This is a genomic window from Cupriavidus sp. 01T418 (assembly GCF_056398885.1).
In genome coordinates, this window is record NZ_JBFTQG010000002.1 from 20,940 (window position 1) to 36,851 (window position 15,912).

The window sequence follows — 15,912 nt, forward strand, 5'->3', positions numbered from 1 at the left end:
CGCTCGCTTACTTCGGCGCGGCGCCGCCGGCTTCCGAGGTCAGGGTGCCGGCCAGGGCGGGCTGACGCCGCAGCGCTTCTGTGGTTTGGCCCTCTCCGTCAGGGCTCCAGCCGGGCGGCAGGAAGATGTAGCCGAGCATCGCGCCCAGGCTGCCTGCCTGCGCCAGATCCCGTCCAAGGTCCATCCACTGCTGGAACTCGACCCGCAGCGGATTGCGCGAGCGCATCGGGGTGACCAGGCCATAGCGGCACGGCAAGTCGTCGCGCTCGGCAACATAGGTGCCGAACAGCCTGTCGAAGATGATCAGCACGCCGCCAAAGTTGGCATCCAGGTAGTCGACGTTCGATGCGTGGTGGACCCGGTGCGCGGACGGCGTATTCAGGACATATTCCAGCCAGCCGAGCCGCGGGATCCAGGTGGCGTGAATCCAGAACTGATAGAGCAGGTTCAGCGACAGGGTCGCGAGCACCACCTCGGGCGGGAAGCCCAGCCAGACCAGGGGCGCGAAGAACAGCGCGCTGCCCGTGAGCTTGCCGGTCCAGCCCAGGCGGTAAGCCGTCGACAGGGTGAGCTGGTTGGGAGAATGATGGACCGCGTGCGTGGCCCAGAAGAAACGCACGCGGTGCGCTGCGCGGTGGTACCAGTAGTAGCAGAACTCTTGCCCGATGAACAAGCACAGGCCAAGCAGCCAGCTATTGAGCACGATGGTTTGCAGGCGATGTTCCCAGGCGAATGCGAACACGGGGGCCGCCAGCGACAGGGGCAGGAAGACCAGGAGCTTGCGGCCGGCCAGATCCACCAGCGACAGCCATGCCTCATGCCAGTCGAACGTGCCGGGTTTGCGCCAGTGCAGCACCAGCGCTTCCACCAGCGACGCGCCGACTACCACCGGCAATGCATAGAGTTGAAGGATTTCCAGTTGGGTCATGACCGCTCCCGGCGAGTGATAGGGATAGTATGCGGAGGATTATATGAGCTACTATCACATTTGCTTACTCGCGTTCCGGAGTCGCTTCATGACGCTGCAAACCCACGAAAACACTGGCCACAAGCGCCGCCGGCCGATGCAAGCGCGGTCTCTGGAGAAACTGGAGCTCATATTTGAGTCGACCATCCGCCTCCTGGACAAGGAGGGTCTGGAGGGGGTGAGCACCAACCGGATCGCCGAGGTGGCCGGCATCAGTATCGGCACGCTCTACCAGTATTTCTCGAACAAGCAGGAAGTGATGGAAGCGCTGGGCCGCAGAGAGATCGAGAGCGTGATGGGGCGCCTCGGTCTCTTGCTCAGCATGCCGGGCACGCCCGACCCCAACGCACGCGCCAGGCTACTGGTCCGTGCCCTGTTGAATGCATTTGGCGGCCGTCACCGTGTGCGCAAGATATTGCTTGAAGTGGCGCTGGGATCGCGCAGCGTGCAGGCGCTGGAAGGCTCCGCGGCGCAGGTCGCGCAATGGCTCAGTTCAGGCCAGGTCGTTGACGTTGAGAACCGGGCGATTGTCATGCGGCCGTTGGCCGCCTTCGTCATGACACAGGCCGTGATGGGCGTGATGCGCAGCGCGCTGGCGACGGATGAAACCCTGCTTGCCAATCCCGAGCTGGAGGACAACCTGGTGCGCCTGATCCGGGGGTTCCTGAACGAGGGCGCTGCGCAGCATCAGGCGGCCTCCGGGGGCGCCTGATGCTGTCCGTGCTGTCCGTGATCCCGGGACCCAGGAGATCACTCAACGTGCGATGCCACTTGCCCGGGCTGACGATGGCGGCCTTATCCGGCCAGGATCGGCTTTATTTGCTTATCGGCAACACATACTGGTAACCTTGCTCGCTATTCAAAGGCTGAGGCAGTTCAGTCGCAAAACCCTACGAGCGATGCGCCGGTCGAGACCCGGAAATAGGGGGGCACGGTTATCGACAAATGTGGGCCATCTTGTCTGCGGGAACATCAATGGCGAACAATCGGCAAGAAAATCCCGTCTCCGTCAATCGAATTGTCGGTGGCGCTGCCGCACTTATCCTGATATTGGCATTGGTGACTTTCGTTACCCTGTTGACGAGTTACCGGGGCACCATTCGTCAGCAGGAAACCGACCTCCACAACCTGTCGCTCGCATTCGGTGCGCAGACCTTGAGTGCGGTCGAGTCGGTCGACCAGGCGCTTGCCGAGGTTCAACGGGAATACGTCCGGACCGCCGGGTCCGGTGCAGGTATCGCCGAGATAGCCCACAAGCGGCTCCGGTTTCACATGCCGGCACATCCCTATCTGCTCGGCATTTACTTGTTTGATTCAAGCAATCGGCTTCTTGGCATTGCTTCATCCAGTGGCGAACCTCCGATTACCGACGCGGAGACGAACATCATTGCGCYGCCGATGCTCGGCGCGACCCAATCCATACGCATAGACATCACGGACATCGATGCGAAGAGCGGGCAGGGGATTTTGAATTTCTCGCGCCGCCTCGTGGATGCCTCCGGCAAGGTTGTCGGCGTCATGCTGGCAAGGGTTGATTCCGCAGCGCTCCAGCGGCTTTACACGTTGGTACGGCTGGGCATCGGCGGCTCGGTAACATTGCTCGATCTCGACGGAACGATGCTCGTGCGCGGGCCGACCCTCGCGCAATGGGTGGGGAAATCGCTGAAAGACACGCCGTTGTTCACCAAGTATTTGCCGGTGTCCGAGCATGACGCATTCGAGGCGACCAGCCCCGTTGACGGCAAGCGGCGCATTTATGGTTATGACGTTGTCGAGGGCTACCCGCTGGTAATCATTACCGGCATCGATAAAGCGGACGCTCTCATTCCCTGGTACAGCCGCCTCTGGATGGCAGCAATCTCGCTTGCGGCGCTAACTTTGCTTGTGCTTTTCCTGGCGTGGCGCGTGGCGTCGGATTCAAAACGCAAGCTGGCGCTGATCGCAAAGCTCGAAAGCAGCGAAGGCCGCCTGGAAAAAAGCGCCGATTATCTCAACAAAATTCTTAACGCGATCGGCAATCCCATTTCGGTCCTTGACAGCAGTCATCGAATTGTCATGATCAATGCCGCGTTCGGCCGCCTCGCGGGGAAGCAGGCAAATGAACCGCTCGACCACGCCGATCCGAAAACGCTGTACGCGGAAAGTGCGCACGACTGGGGAAAAATATACGCGCAGGTGCTTCAGAGCGGTGAAGACATTGTCGTCGAAAGCGAGTTGACCGATGGCCAGGGACAACAACGGACTGTCCTCATATCCGCGTCCAGGCTCACCGACACCGATGGAAATCATCAGATTGTCAAGGTATCAACCGATATTACCGAACATAAGGAAGCCCTGGTTCGCCTTGCCTACCTGGCGGACTTCGATCCGCTGACCGGACTACCGAATCATGCCCATTTCCGGCGGATTCTCGAAGAGCAAGTGGCAAGAACGGAACCGTCCGGCACGCGTCTGGAAGTGTTGATCGTCTCGCTGGAGCGCCTGCAGGAAATCAACGACCTGCTCGGGCATGAAGCCGGCGATATCGCTGTCAAGATCGCCGGCAATGCGTTCAGGGCATTCTTCCCCAGGACGATTTGCACGGCTCGTATAAAGAGCAACGAATTTGCAGTATTAATTGCCTGCCGCAGTTCGGAGGGCGCGCCGAAAAATCTTGCGGAAGAACTGCAAGGTGCGCTGGCTGCGCCGATTACCATGTTCGGGCGCGAGTTTTACCTTGGGCCGGTTATCGGCGCCGCGATATATCCGCAGGATGCCCAGGCCGCAGACGAACTCCTGCGCCTGGCCGACCTTGCAAAGCACCGCGCCGCCGAGGACGGGAGGGAACCGGTGCATTTCTTTTACAGGAATACGCACATCTCCCTGGACGAACAGCTTGCTCTTGAAGGACAGTTGCGCCGCGCGCTGGAGCGGGAGGAATTCCGGGTGGTGTATCAGCCGCAAGTGGAATTTGCGTCCGGCCGCATCGTCGGGTTTGAGGCATTGCTTCGATGGACCAATGCCACCTTTGGCGATGTATCGCCGGCTCGGTTCATTCCCATAGCGGAGTCCACCGGGTTGATTGTCGATATCGGCGCCTGGGTTCTCGAACAAGCATGCGGGCAAGCGTCCCGCTGGCACGCGTATTGCGGCGAACAGCTGAAGGTCGCCGTCAATCTCTCTGCGCGACAATTTCATCAGCGGAATCTCATCCCGACGATTAAACGATGTATCGAAAAGACGCGCATTCCGCCGGGCAGCCTGGAACTCGAAATTACCGAAAGCACGGTGATGAGCGGCGCAAACGACATCGACCGGCTGATGCATGAAATCCGTGCACTGGACGTCGATTTGTCGGTCGACGACTTTGGAACAGGATATTCCAGTCTCGCTTATTTGAAGCGATTCCCGGTGCAGCGGCTAAAGATCGACCGCGCATTCATACACGATCTGGACAAAGATGAAGACAGTATTACCATCGTCCGGTCGATTGTTAACCTTGGTCATGGACTGAAGCTGCGCGTCGTCGCCGAGGGCGTAGAGACGGCCGAGCAGTCAGCCTTGCTGAAGGAACTGGCTTGCGACGAATATCAAGGATATTTCTTTAGCCGCCCGGTAGAGCGTGACGACGTGCTCGGCCTGCTGGACAGAAATCGGCTATCGCGTCTGGCTCCGGGACGTGAGGGGTAAGGCACCAGGCTATCCTGGAAGCAACTTACGGGCACATGGCCTTCTTCGCGGCAGCCGGCCACGATGCCGGGATGCTGCGGGCAGGCATCGTTGCCCGCCCATTGGCGCATGTGGCCGGGCTTGCGTTCGAGTCACAGGGCGAAAAGCCGGACACCGTCGCGGATCACATCAGGATAATGTCGTACTGTTCCTGATGGAAGGTCGATTCCACCTGCAGCGAGATCGGCTTGCCGATGAAGTCGCCCAACATCGCCAGATGCTGGCTTTCCTCTTCCAGGAACAGGTCGATCACCTGCTGTGAACCGAGGATGCGGAATTCGCGCGGATTGAACTGGCGCGACTCGCGCATGATCTCGCGCAGGATGTCGTAGCACACCGTACGCGGCGTCTTGACCTGGCCCTTGCCCGTGCACACGGGGCATTGCTCGCACAGCACGTGCGCCAGCGATTCGCGGGTGCGCTTGCGGGTCATCTCCACCAGCCCGAGCTGCGAGAAGCTGTTGACGGTGATGCGCGTGCGGTCGCGCGAGAGCGCGCGCTTGAGCTCCGACAGCACCTGGTCGCGGTGCTCGGTGTTCTCCATATCGATGAAATCGATGATGATGATGCCGCCCAGGTTGCGCAGCCGCAGCTGGCGCGCGATGGTGTGCGCCGCTTCCAGGTTGGTCCTGAAGATCGTGTCGTCGAAGTTGCGCGCGCCGACGTAGCCACCGGTGTTGACGTCGATGGTGGTCATGGCCTCCGTCTGGTCGATCATCAGGTAGCCGCCGGATTTCAGGTCGACCCGGCGCGACAGGGCCTTCTCGATCTCGGCGTCGATATTGAAGAGTTCGAAGACGGGGCGCTCGCCGGTGTAGTGCGACAGGCGCGGCAGCACGGCCGGGGTGTATTCCTCCGCGAACTCGACCAGCTTCTGGTAGTTCTCGCGCGAATCCACCTGGATCACGTTGGTGGCGTCGTTGACGAAGTCGCGCAGCACGCGCTGGGCCAGGTTGAGATCCTGGTACAGCAGGCTGGGCGCGGGCAGCGTGGTGGCGCTCTGGCGGATCGAGGCCCAGATCTTGCGCAGGTAGGCGATGTCGTTGCCGAGCTCTTCGTTGCTGGATTCCTCGGCGATGGTGCGCACGATAAACCCGCCGCGCTCGTCCGCCGGCACCAGGCCCTGCACGCGCGCGCGCAGGGCTTCGCGGTCGACCTCGCCCTCGATGCGCTGGGAGATGCCGATGTGCGGATCCTGCGGCAGGTAGACCAGGGTGCGCCCGGCGATGCTGACCTGGGTGGACAGGCGCGCGCCCTTGGTGCCGATCGGATCCTTGATCACCTGCACCATCAGCGCCTGGCCTTCGTAGAGCGTCTTCTCGATTGCCAGCGGCGCGGCATTGCCGTTCTTTTCCGGATCGCGGGGATGCCAGATGTCGGCGACGTGGAGAAAGGCGGCGCGTTCCAGCCCGATGTCGATAAAGGCGGATTGCATGCCGGGCAGCACACGCACGACCTTGCCGAGGTAGATGTTGCCGACGAGCCCGCGCGACAGCGTGCGCTCGATGTGGAGTTCCTGTACGGCGGCCTGCTGCACGATGGCCACACGTGTTTCCTGCGGTGTGATGTTGACGAGGATGTCTTCAGTCATAGTGGATGAAACTCGTCGCCGGTTGACCGGCCAGGTGGTTGTCCCCATGGTGCCGCCATGCGCTTCCGGTTGCTGCCTTGGCCAGGGCAGCCGCGGGAGTGCGAAAAAGGCGGCGGCGGGGTACTCAGAACCGCAGTTGGGCCTGTCTGAGCAGCGAAGCCGTCTCGAACAGGGGCAAACCCATGATACCCGAATAGCTGCCGTCGATTCGCGCCACGAACTCTGCGGCGCGGCCCTGGATGCCGTAGGCGCCGGCCTTGCCGGCCGGCTCGCCGCTGGCGACGTAGGCCGCGATTTCAGCGGCGGTCATGGGGCGGAAGCTGACCTCGGAGACCGAAAGCGCATGGCGCACGCCAAGCGTGGACACGACGGACACGGCGGTCAGCACGCGGTGGGTGCGGCCGGACAGCCCCGCCAGCATGCGCGCGGCGTCGGCGTCGTCGGCGGGCTTGCCGAGGATCTCGCCGCCCAGGCAGACGGTGGTGTCCGAGCTCAGGATGGGGGCGTCGGGCAGGGCGCGCCGCTCGCGCCGCCGCAGCGCGGCTTCGGCCTTGAGCGCGCACACGCGCTGCACGTAGTCGTCGGGGGTTTCGCCCGGCAGTACGGCTTCCAGCGCCTCGGCATCTTCCGTGTCGTCGGCCAGCAGGAGTTCATAGGCCACGCCAAGCTGGGTCAGCAACTCGCGCCGGCGCGGGCTCTGGGAGGCGAGATAGAGGAAGGAATGGGTCACGGCAGGGCAGTCGGGAAGATCCGCGGAAGTGGGTCGGCGGCATGCGCCGCTTCGGTCGCATTGTACCCGCCGGACTTGCCCGCTGCACGCCGCCGGCGGCCGTTCGCCAGTGTCAGGCGCGATGGTACGGATGATTCTGCGTGACCGACCAGGCGCGGTAAAGCTGCTCGGCCAGCAGCACGCGGACCATGCCGTGCGGCATGGTCAGGCTGGACAGGCGCAGCAGCGTCTGCGCGCGCGCCTTCAGGGCGGGGTCGAGCCCGTCGGCGCCGCCGATCAGGAAGGCGACGTCGCCGCCTTCGCGCTGCCAGTCGCCCAGCTGGGCGGCCAGTTGCACGGTGGTGAGGTCGCGCCCGCGCTCGTCCAGCGCCACGATGCGGCATTGCTTGGGTAGCGCCGCTTCGATGCGGGCCGCTTCGCGCTGCATCACGGTGGTGGCGTTATTGCTCGACGAGCGCGCTTCGGGCTTGATCTCGCGCAGCTCGATGCGCAACTCCGGCGGCATGCGCTTGGCGTACTCGGCGAATCCGGTTTCGATCCAGCCGGGCATCTTGTGGCCAACGGCCACGATCAGCAACTGCATGACGGGAAGCGGACCCGTTCCGCTCAGGCCGAGCGGGTGGTGCGCTTGCGCGCGGCCGGGGCCTTGGCGGCAGCCGTCTTGGCCGGTGCCTTGGTGGCGGTCTTGGCGGCGGTCTTGCGTGCCACGCCGGTGCCGGCCGCGGTCTTGCGCGCCGGTGCCTTGCGTGCCGGCGCCGAGCCCAGCGCGCTGGTCAGGCGCTTCTGTACCGTCGGGGCGCGGTTGGTGGCGATGGCGTCGGGGTCCGTGTCTTCGTGGCCAAGCGGCGGCGAAGGCTCTTTCATGCCTTCGGGCAGGCGGGCCAGGGCCGGGCGCAGGCCGGTGGCGCGGCGTGCCGTGCGTACCACCGGGGCCTCGTCCTCGTCTTCGCCGTCCATGGGCTCGCTGGCCTTGGCCAGGCCTTTCCTGGCGGTGGACAGCTTGAGCCGTACCGGCTTGTCGCCCCAGAGTTCTTCCAGGTTGTAGTACATGCGCAATTGCGGCTGCATGATGTGGACCACGGCGTCGCCGCAGTCCACCAGCACCCATTCGCCCGTTTCCAGCCCTTCGACCGCAACGATATGGCCGCCGGCGTCCTTGACGGTATCGCGGACCGAGGCGGCCAGCGCCTTGGTCTGGCGGTTCGAGCTCCCGCTGGCGATCACCACCCGGTCGAACAGCTCGGTCAGGTGGGTGGTGTCGTACACCTTGATGTCCTGCGCTTTGACATCTTCGAGGCCGTCGACGATGGCGCGTTGCAGTTTACGAATATCCATGGTGCTTTTCAGTTCAGCTGAGATCGGTTTGAGGGCGGGCCGGGACGGGCAGATCCGACTGGGCCGGCCGATATAGGCCGCGGCTCGCGATGTAGTGTGCCACGCCTGGCGGCAGCTGGTCATCTGCCGGTTGTCCGGCAGCCAGGCGTTGGCGTAGGGCGGTGGAGGAGAGGTCGACGGCAAGCGTCTGGTCGATCCACATGCGGCCGGAGGGCATGGATTGTATCAGGTCGGTGGACGCGCACCGCTCGGCGAGCTCTTCGCGCACCGGACCGTCGAGTTCGGCGAGGTTGAAACCGGGCCGCGTTGCCACGCAAAGGTGGACGTCGGCGAACAGCTCCTGCCAGCCATGCCAGGTGTGCAGGCGCAGCAGCTGGTCGGCCCCCATGAGCCATGCCAGTGACGCGGTGGGGCCGTAGCGCTCGCGCAGTTCGTGCACGGTATCGACGGTGTAGCTGGGGCCCGCGCGATCGACTTCCATGCGGCTGGCATGGACCAGCGCGCGGGTGTCGGCGAGCGCCAGCGCGGCCAGTTCGGTCATGGCGAGGCGGTCGGCGGCGGGCGTGACTTCGTCGCCTTTTTGCCAGGACTGGCCGGTCGGAATCCAGACCAGTTCGTCCAGTTCGAGGTGTTCGATGCAAAGCCGGGCGAGCGCCACGTGACCGATATGCGGCGGATCGAAGGTGCCGCCGAGGATGCCGAGCCGGTAGGGGCGGGTGCCAGTGGTTGCGTCTGCCGCGTTCGCGGTGAGCGGTCGTGCGAGGTCGTGTGCCATGGGGGTGCCGTCAGGCCCACTCGCGCACTGGCAGGAAGTCGGTGTACAGCGCGCTTTCCGCGCTGCCCGGTTCCGGCTGCCAGTCGTAGCGCCAGCTTGCCAGCGGCGGCATCGACATCAGGATCGACTCGCTGCGTCCGCCCGACTGCAGCCCGAAATGCGTGCCGCGGTCGAACACCAGGTTGAATTCCACATAGCGGCCACGGCGATAGGCCTGGAAATCCCGCTCGCGCTCGCCGTAGGGCGTGTCCTTGCGCGCCTGCAGGATCGGCAGGTAGGCCGTCAGGAAGGCATCGCCCACGGATTGCATCATGGCAAAGCTGCACTCGAAGCCCGGCGCGGAGAAGTCATCGAAGAAGATGCCGCCGATGCCGCGCGCTTCGCCGCGGTGCTTGAGGAAGAAGTACTCGTCGCACCATTGCTTGAAGCGCGGATAGAGTTCGTCGCCGTAGGGCGCGAGCGCATCGCGGCAGGTAGCGTGGAAGTGCGTGCAGTCTTCGGTGTTGCCATAGTACGGCGTCAGGTCCATGCCGCCGCCGAACCACCAGACCGGCTCGGCGCCTTCCTTCACCGCCATCAGGCAGCGCACGTTCATGTGCACGGTCGGGACATAGGGATTGCGCGGGTGGAACACCAGCGAGACGCCCAGCGCCTCGAAGCCGCGGCCGGCCAGTTCGGGCCGGTTGGCGGTGGCCGAGGGCGGCAGCGCGTCGCCCTGCACGTGCGAGAAGCCCACCCCGGCGCGCTCCATCACGGCGCCGCCCTCCAGGATACGGGTGCGGCCGCTGCCACGCAGGTGCCCGGTGGCCGGCTTCTCCCAGTCATCGATGGAAAACGCCTTGCCGTCGATGGCGGCGACAGCGTCGGTGATACGGTCTTGCAGACCGAGCAGATAGGCACGGACTGCCTGGGAATCGATCATGGTGTGCGGGCGCGTGGGCCGGAGCGGTGACGGCCGGGCAGGTCGGTCAACCTGGCCGGCCGTCATGGCGATGTCATGATTGTACTGGCTGGGGCAATACTTGGCCGGATTCGGTAAATCAGCCCAAGCGACTGAAGTGACTGAAGTGACTGTAAAGGGCGAAGATATTGCCGCGAGCCGCCCGCCACGGGCCGTGCAGCGGATTTATTCGTCCTTTACCGTTTGAGCGCGCGGTAGCCGATGTCGGTACGGTACTGCATGCCATCGAAGTGGATCTTCTCTGCCACGCCGTAGGTCACGCGCTGCGCCGCCTTGACGGTATCGGCCAACCCCACCACGCACAGCACGCGCCCGCCCGTGGTCAGCAGCGTGCCGTCCTTGAGCGTGGTGCCGGCGTGGAAGGTCACGCTGTCGTCGGTCTCGGCCGGGATGCCGGTGATGGCATCACCCTTGCGCGGGGCGTCGGGATAGCCGTACGCGGCCATCACCACGCCCAGCGCGGTGCGGCGGTCCCAGTCCAGTTCGATCTCGTCGAGCTTGCCGTCGACGGCATGCTCCATCACATCGACCAGGTCGGTCTTCAGGCGCGTCAGGATCGGCTGGGTTTCCGGGTCGCCCATGCGGCAGTTGAATTCCAGCGTCTTGAGGTTGCCCTCGGCGTCGATCATCAGGCCGGCGTAGAGGAAACCGGTGTAGACGATGCCATCCTTCTCCATGCCGCGCACGGTCGGCATGATGATCTCGCGCAAGGCGCGGGCATGCAGCGCGGGCGTGACCACCGGTGCCGGCGAATACGCGCCCATGCCGCCGGTGTTGGGGCCGGCGTCGTGATCGAGCAGGCGCTTGTGATCCTGGCTGGTAGCCAGCGCGAGAACGTTCTTGCCGTCCACCAGCACGATGAAGCTGGCTTCCTCGCCTTCGAGGAATTCCTCGATCACCACGCGCGCGCCGGCATCGCCGAGGCGGTTGTCGGCCAGCATCATGTCGACTGCGCCGTGCGCTTCTTCCAGCGTGGCGGCAACCACCACGCCCTTGCCGGCGGCCAGGCCGTCGGCCTTGATCACGATCGGCGCGCCTTGCGCGTCGATGTAGGCATGGGCCGCGGCGGCGTCGTTGAAGGTCTGGTACGCGGCGGTCGGGATGCCATGGCGCTGCATGAAGGCCTTGGCGAAATCCTTGGACGATTCCAGCTGGGCCGCGGCTTGCGTGGGGCCGAAGATGCGCAGGCCCTTGGCGCGGAAGATATCGACGATGCCGGCCGCCAGCGGCGCCTCGGGACCGACCACCGTGAAGTGCACGCCTTCGCGCTCGGCAAAGGCGGCCAGTGTCTCCGGATCCGTCAGCGGAACGTTCTGCAGACGCTTGTCGAGCGCGGTGCCGCCGTTGCCCGGCGCCACATACACCACCTGCACCTTGGGCGACTGGGCCAATTTCCAGGCCATCGCGTGTTCACGACCACCCGAGCCGACAACCAATACTTTCATGATCTACTGCCAAAAAGATTACGCATGCGAAAAGCGGCAGCCATGGCCCGTCGAGCCGCGCTGCCGCCGTGAGGCGAGGTCTTGCCCGTCCCGCCTTATTCCTCGATCACCGCGTTGGTGAAGACTTCCTGCACGTCGTCCAGGTTTTCCAGGGCGTCGAGCAGCTTTTGCATCTTGACGGCGTCGTCGCCGACGAAGCTGACTTCGTTCTGCGGCTTCATCGTGACGTCGCCCATCTCGGCCTTGAAGCCCGCGGCTTCCAGCGCGGTCTTGACCGCGCTGAAATCGTTGGGCGGGCACAGCACTTCGATCGAGCCGTCGTCGTTGGTGACGACATCGTCGGCGCCGGCTTCCAGTGCCACTTCCATCAGCTTGTCCTCGGGCGTGCCGGGGGCGAACAGGAACTGGCCGCAATGGGTGAACATGAACGCCACCGAGCCTTCCGTGCCCATGTTGCCGCCGTTCTTGGAGAAGGCGTGACGCACTTCGGCCACGGTGCGGGTACGGTTGTCCGTCAGGCAGTCGACGATGATGGCCGCGCCGGCCAGGCCGTAGCCTTCGTAGCGGATTTCTTCGTAGTTGGCGCCTTCCAGGCCACCCACGCCGCGCTGGATGGCGCGCTGGATGTTGTCCTTGGGCATGTTCGCGTCCATTGCCTTGTCCATGGACAGGCGCAGGCGCGGGTTGGAATCGGCATCGCCGCCGCCGAGCTTCGCGGCAACGGTGATTTCCTTGATCAGGCGGGTCCAGACCTTGCCGCGCTTGGCGTCAGCGGCGGCCTTCTTGTGTTTGATATTGGCCCATTTTGAGTGACCGGCCATGATTCTCTCCGAAGCGGCTATGTTTGACGCGCGCGCCCTGGCGCCGCGCGCCGGCTGTGCCGGGCGGGCAACGGATGCCCGCCGGCGGCGCGCCGGGTGGTTTATGTGTCTGTGAGCTGGCTTGAGGGCTAGCTATAATCAGCCCAGCATTTTATCACGCGGCCCTGCCGCCGCCGGTCCCCGGATCACGGGTGCGCGCGCACGCAGGCGGGGACGGTTGCGGCGATGCCGCTGTGCTGCCTGCCAAACAAAGAGACCATGGCCGAACCCATCATCATCGCCAGGAACGCCGAGCTTGAACTTGCCCTGCTGCCCGAGATGGGCAACCGGCACGGCCTGATCACCGGCGCCACCGGCACCGGCAAGACCGTGACGCTGCAAAGCCTGGCCCAGGGCTTCTCGCGGCTGGGCGTGCCGGTCTTCATGGCCGATGTCAAAGGTGATCTGACCGGCATCTCCCAGCCGGGCAAGCTCTCCGACAAGCTCAAGGCGCGGCTGGCCGACCTGGGCCTGCCCGAGCCGGCCTGGGGCGCGTGTCCCACCACGCTATGGGACGTGTTCGGGGAGAAGGGCCATCCCGTGCGCGCCACGGTCTCGCATATGGGGCCGATGCTGCTGTCGCGCATGCTGGAACTCAACGACACCCAGCAGGGCGTGCTGAACCTGGTGTTCCGCATTGCCGATACCAACGGGCTGTTGCTGCTCGATGCCAAGGACCTGCGCGCCATGCTGCAGTATGTGGGCGACAACGCCGGGCAGTTCACCACCGAATACGGCAATATCTCGGCGGCCTCGATCGGCGCCATCCAGCGCGGCCTGATGACGCTGGATTCGCAAGGCGCCGATGTGTTCTTCGGCGAACCCATGCTCAACCTGGACGACTTCATCCAGACCGTGAACGGGCAGGGCGTGGTCAATATCCTGGCCGCCGACAAGCTGCTGAATTCCCCCAAGCTCTACGCCACCTTCCTGCTGTGGCTGCTGTCGGAACTGTTCGAGAAGCTGCCCGAGGCCGGCGACCTCGACAAGCCCAGGCTGGTGTTCTTCTTCGATGAGGCGCACCTGCTGTTCAACGATGCACCCAAGGCCCTGCTCGACAAGATCGAACAGGTGGTGCGGCTGATCCGTTCCAAGGGCGTCGGTGTGTATTTCGTCACGCAGAATCCCGCGGATATCCCCGACACCGTGCTGGGCCAGCTCGGCAACCGCGTACAGCACGCGCTGCGCGCCTTCACGCCGCGCGACCAGAAGGCGGTCAAGGTGGCGGCGACCACCATGCGCGCCAAGCCGGGGCTGGACCTGGAGAAAGCCATCGGGGAACTCGGTGTGGGCGAGGCGCTGGTGTCGCTGCTCGACGCCAAGGGGATTCCGGGCATGACGGAGCGCGCCTGGGTGCTGGCGCCCGGCAGCCGGATCGGCCCCATCACCGATGACGAGCGCAAGCAGTTGCTGGCAACGTCGCTGGTAGCCGGCACCTACGAGCAGACGATCGATCGCGAATCGGCCTATGAGAAGCTCAGAGGCCGTGCGGCCGCGCCTGCTCCCTCGACCGCCGGCAATCGGGCGCCGGCGCCCACGGCAGGCCAGCCTGAGCAGGCGCCCGCGCAGGGCGGCGGCGGCTGGCTCGACCAGGCCGGCGAGATCTTCGGCGGCCTGACCAAGGGCACCGGCAAGACCGGGCGCGGCGATTCCATCCTGGAGTCGATGGCCAAGTCGGCGGCGCGCACGGTCGGCTCGCAGGTCGGGCGCGCGTTGATGCGCGGCGTGCTGGGCAGCCTGCTGGGCTCGGGCAAGAACAAGTAGGAGCAAGCCGGAAGGCGCGCGCGGCCCGGGCCTGCGTCCAGGGAACGTTCAGTTCTTGGTGCCGAACAGCCGGTCGCCGGCGTCGCCCAGGCCCGGGATGATGTAGGCGTGCTCGTCGAGGTGGCTGTCCAGCGACGCCACGAACAGCTTCACGCCAGGGTGTGCCTTCTGGAACACTTCCACGCCTTCCGGCGCGGCTACCAGCGCGACGAAGGTAATCGCTTCGTCCGCGACGCCGCGGCGCTTGAGCACGTCGACCGCATGCGCGGCGGAGTAGCCGGTGGCAACCATCGGGTCGCACAGGATAAAGCTGCGGTCTTCCACGTCCGGCAGGCGCACCAGGTATTCCACGGGGCGGTGCTGGTCGTCGCGGTAGACGCCGATATGGCCGATGCGGGCCGAAGGAATCAGTTCGACCAGGCCGTCGCTCATGCCGACACCGGCGCGCAGCACCGGCACGATGGTGAGCTTCTTGCCGGCGATCACGGGCGCGTCCAGTTCGACCATCGGCGTTTCGATGTGGCGCGTGGTGAGCGGCAGGTTGCGGGTGATTTCGTAGCCCATCAGCAGCGTGATTTCCCGCAGCAGTTCGCGGAATGTGCGCGTGGACGTGTCCTTGTCGCGCATATGCGAGAGCTTGTGCTGGATCAGCGGGTGATCGAGGATGTACAGCTTGGGGAAACGCGGATCTTGCTTCATGGCGGGTAGGCGGCTGGAGTGGGCGCGATGGCCCGGTGCAGCCGGATTGTAATGGATGCGGGGCCGCGCGCCTGCGCCGGCGCGTCCCCGCCCGCGGCGCGCAGCCGCCGGTCATTCAATCCACCGAGATGCTGGCGCTCTTGGCGATCTTGCCGAATTTCTCGTACTCGGACAGCGTCAGCGACTGCAGTTCCGCCGCGCTCGAACCCTTCGGGTTGAAGCCCGCCTGGACCAGTTTGTCCCTGACGTCCGCATTGCCCAGCGCCTCGGTGAAGGCAGCGTTGAGCGCATGCCCCACCGGCGCGGGCATGCCGGCGGGGCCGTACACGCCGAACCACGGCTCGATTGCGTAGCCCGCCAGGCCGGCTTCGGCCAGCGTCGGCACGTTGGGCAGGGCAGGCGAGCGGCTCTTGCCGGCCACGGCCAGCGCGCGCAGCTTGCCGCCCTGGATGTGCGGCAGCGAGGCGGGCAGGTTGTCGAACATCACCTGCACATGGCCGCCCAGCATATCGTTGATGGCCGGGCTGCTGCCTTTGTATGGGACATGGGTCAGGGCGGTCTGCGTCATCTGCGAGAACATCGCGCCGGCGAGGTGCATCGAGGTGCCGGTGCCCGCGGTGGCGTAAGTCAGGCCGGGGTGGGCCTTGGCATAGCTGACCAGTTCGGCCACGTTTTTCACGGGCAGGCTGTTACTGACTTCCAGCACGATAGTCGAGGTGCCGAGCAGGCTCACCGCGGTGAAATCCCTGCGCGGATCGAATGGCACATGCTTGTAGATATGCGGGTTGAGTGCATTGGTCGAGATGGCGCCGAAACCGATGGTATAGCCGTCCGGCGCGGCCTTGGCGACAGCCTCCATGCCGATGTTGCCGCCCGCGCCGGGGCGGTTCTCCACCACCACGGGCTGGCCGAGCTTCTCCGCCACCTTCTGGCCGACGGTACGTGCCACCAGGTCGGTGGTGCCGCCGGCGGCGTATGGCACGATAAAGCGAATCGGCTTGGCGGGGTAGTCGGCAGCGTAGGCGGCGCCAGGCAGCCAGCCGCTTGCCAGCACCGCAACCGCGGCGGCCATTAGCG

The 15,912-nt window shown here is 64.9% G+C and carries 14 protein-coding genes; 3 read left to right on the forward strand and 11 right to left on the reverse strand.

What is annotated here, in order from left to right:
- Positions 1 to 7: 7 nt before the first annotated feature.
- Entirely contained in the window at positions 8 to 928 is a 921-nt protein-coding gene (locus AC1DQ3_RS02090; protein ID WP_477118527.1) for a sterol desaturase family protein, read from the reverse strand.
- An 88-nt stretch (positions 929 to 1,016) separates the two neighbouring features.
- On the opposite strand from AC1DQ3_RS02090, the gene AC1DQ3_RS02095 reads away from it, so the two are divergent.
- The gene (locus AC1DQ3_RS02095; RefSeq protein WP_477118528.1) at positions 1,017 to 1,679 is read left to right on the forward strand and encodes a TetR/AcrR family transcriptional regulator; all 663 of its coding nucleotides are present in this window, start codon (positions 1,017 to 1,019) and stop codon (positions 1,677 to 1,679) included.
- A gap of 263 nt (positions 1,680 to 1,942) precedes the next feature.
- On the forward strand, positions 1,943 to 4,636 hold the full coding sequence (locus AC1DQ3_RS02100) for a bifunctional diguanylate cyclase/phosphodiesterase (protein ID WP_477118529.1): 2,694 nt from the start codon (positions 1,943 to 1,945) through the stop codon (positions 4,634 to 4,636).
- Positions 4,637 to 4,799: 163 nt separating this feature from the next.
- Here the strand turns inward: AC1DQ3_RS02100 and rng are convergent, their stop codons facing one another.
- The 8 genes from rng to AC1DQ3_RS02140 form a co-directional block, all read right to left on the reverse strand.
- Complete coding sequence (rng, locus tag AC1DQ3_RS02105) at positions 4,800 to 6,266, reverse strand: ribonuclease G (protein WP_477118530.1); 1,467 nt, start codon at positions 6,264 to 6,266, stop codon at positions 4,800 to 4,802.
- 124 nt (positions 6,267 to 6,390) lie between these two features.
- Entirely contained in the window at positions 6,391 to 6,996 is a 606-nt protein-coding gene (locus tag AC1DQ3_RS02110) for a Maf family protein (RefSeq protein WP_477118531.1), read from the reverse strand.
- 112 nt (positions 6,997 to 7,108) lie between these two features.
- The gene (gene rlmH, locus AC1DQ3_RS02115) at positions 7,109 to 7,579 is read right to left on the reverse strand and encodes a 23S rRNA (pseudouridine(1915)-N(3))-methyltransferase RlmH (protein ID WP_035859413.1); all 471 of its coding nucleotides are present in this window, start codon (positions 7,577 to 7,579) and stop codon (positions 7,109 to 7,111) included.
- A 23-nt stretch (positions 7,580 to 7,602) separates the two neighbouring features.
- Positions 7,603 to 8,331, reverse strand: coding sequence for a ribosome silencing factor (gene rsfS, locus AC1DQ3_RS02120; protein ID WP_477118532.1), 729 nt, complete (start codon positions 8,329 to 8,331; stop codon positions 7,603 to 7,605).
- A 13-nt stretch (positions 8,332 to 8,344) separates the two neighbouring features.
- Positions 8,345 to 9,106: a nicotinate-nucleotide adenylyltransferase gene (locus AC1DQ3_RS02125; RefSeq protein ID WP_477118533.1), complete on the reverse strand. Its 762-nt coding sequence runs from the start codon at positions 9,104 to 9,106 to the stop codon at positions 8,345 to 8,347.
- 10 nt (positions 9,107 to 9,116) lie between these two features.
- A complete protein-coding gene (hemF, locus tag AC1DQ3_RS02130; protein WP_477118534.1) occupies positions 9,117 to 10,028 on the reverse strand; it encodes an oxygen-dependent coproporphyrinogen oxidase in 912 nt (303 codons plus the stop codon).
- A 215-nt stretch (positions 10,029 to 10,243) separates the two neighbouring features.
- Entirely contained in the window at positions 10,244 to 11,512 is a 1,269-nt protein-coding gene (gene purD / locus AC1DQ3_RS02135; RefSeq protein ID WP_477118535.1) for a phosphoribosylamine--glycine ligase, read from the reverse strand.
- Between the two features lie 95 nt (positions 11,513 to 11,607).
- On the reverse strand, positions 11,608 to 12,333 hold the full coding sequence (locus tag AC1DQ3_RS02140) for a YebC/PmpR family DNA-binding transcriptional regulator (RefSeq protein ID WP_477118536.1): 726 nt from the start codon (positions 12,331 to 12,333) through the stop codon (positions 11,608 to 11,610).
- Positions 12,334 to 12,591: 258 nt separating this feature from the next.
- Here AC1DQ3_RS02140 and AC1DQ3_RS02145 point away from each other — a divergent pair, with 258 nt between their 5' ends.
- The gene (locus tag AC1DQ3_RS02145) at positions 12,592 to 14,136 is read left to right on the forward strand and encodes a helicase HerA-like C-terminal domain-containing protein (RefSeq protein ID WP_477118537.1); all 1,545 of its coding nucleotides are present in this window, start codon (positions 12,592 to 12,594) and stop codon (positions 14,134 to 14,136) included.
- Between the two features lie 48 nt (positions 14,137 to 14,184).
- Here the strand turns inward: AC1DQ3_RS02145 and upp are convergent, their stop codons facing one another.
- Together upp and AC1DQ3_RS02155 are read right to left on the reverse strand one after the other, a co-directional pair.
- A complete protein-coding gene (gene upp, locus AC1DQ3_RS02150) occupies positions 14,185 to 14,835 on the reverse strand; it encodes a uracil phosphoribosyltransferase (RefSeq protein WP_477118538.1) in 651 nt (216 codons plus the stop codon).
- Positions 14,836 to 14,950: 115 nt separating this feature from the next.
- A complete protein-coding gene (locus AC1DQ3_RS02155; RefSeq protein WP_477118900.1) occupies positions 14,951 to 15,907 on the reverse strand; it encodes a Bug family tripartite tricarboxylate transporter substrate binding protein in 957 nt (318 codons plus the stop codon).
- Between the last annotated feature and the right edge of the window lie 5 nt (positions 15,908 to 15,912).

What these genes read in the sequence shown, in the direction of transcription:
- rlmH (WP_035859413.1), bottom strand. Translation starts at nt 7,579, where the DNA reads ATGCAGTTGCTGATCGTGGCCGTTGGCCACAAGATGCCCGGCTGGATC.
- AC1DQ3_RS02140 (WP_477118536.1), bottom strand. Translation starts at nt 12,333, where the DNA reads ATGGCCGGTCACTCAAAATGGGCCAATATCAAACACAAGAAGGCCGCC.
- rsfS (WP_477118532.1), bottom strand. Translation starts at nt 8,331, where the DNA reads ATGGATATTCGTAAACTGCAACGCGCCATCGTCGACGGCCTCGAAGAT.
- rng (WP_477118530.1), bottom strand. Translation starts at nt 6,266, where the DNA reads ATGACTGAAGACATCCTCGTCAACATCACACCGCAGGAAACACGTGTG.
- upp (WP_477118538.1), bottom strand. Translation starts at nt 14,835, where the DNA reads ATGAAGCAAGATCCGCGTTTCCCCAAGCTGTACATCCTCGATCACCCG.
- hemF (WP_477118534.1), bottom strand. Translation starts at nt 10,028, where the DNA reads ATGATCGATTCCCAGGCAGTCCGTGCCTATCTGCTCGGTCTGCAAGAC.
- AC1DQ3_RS02095 (WP_477118528.1), top strand. Translation starts at nt 1,017, where the DNA reads ATGACGCTGCAAACCCACGAAAACACTGGCCACAAGCGCCGCCGGCCG.
- AC1DQ3_RS02155 (WP_477118900.1), bottom strand. Translation starts at nt 15,907, where the DNA reads ATGGCCGCCGCGGTTGCGGTGCTGGCAAGCGGCTGGCTGCCTGGCGCC.
- AC1DQ3_RS02090 (WP_477118527.1), bottom strand. Translation starts at nt 928, where the DNA reads ATGACCCAACTGGAAATCCTTCAACTCTATGCATTGCCGGTGGTAGTC.
- AC1DQ3_RS02145 (WP_477118537.1), top strand. Translation starts at nt 12,592, where the DNA reads ATGGCCGAACCCATCATCATCGCCAGGAACGCCGAGCTTGAACTTGCC.
- purD (WP_477118535.1), bottom strand. Translation starts at nt 11,512, where the DNA reads ATGAAAGTATTGGTTGTCGGCTCGGGTGGTCGTGAACACGCGATGGCC.
- AC1DQ3_RS02125 (WP_477118533.1), bottom strand. Translation starts at nt 9,106, where the DNA reads ATGGCACACGACCTCGCACGACCGCTCACCGCGAACGCGGCAGACGCA.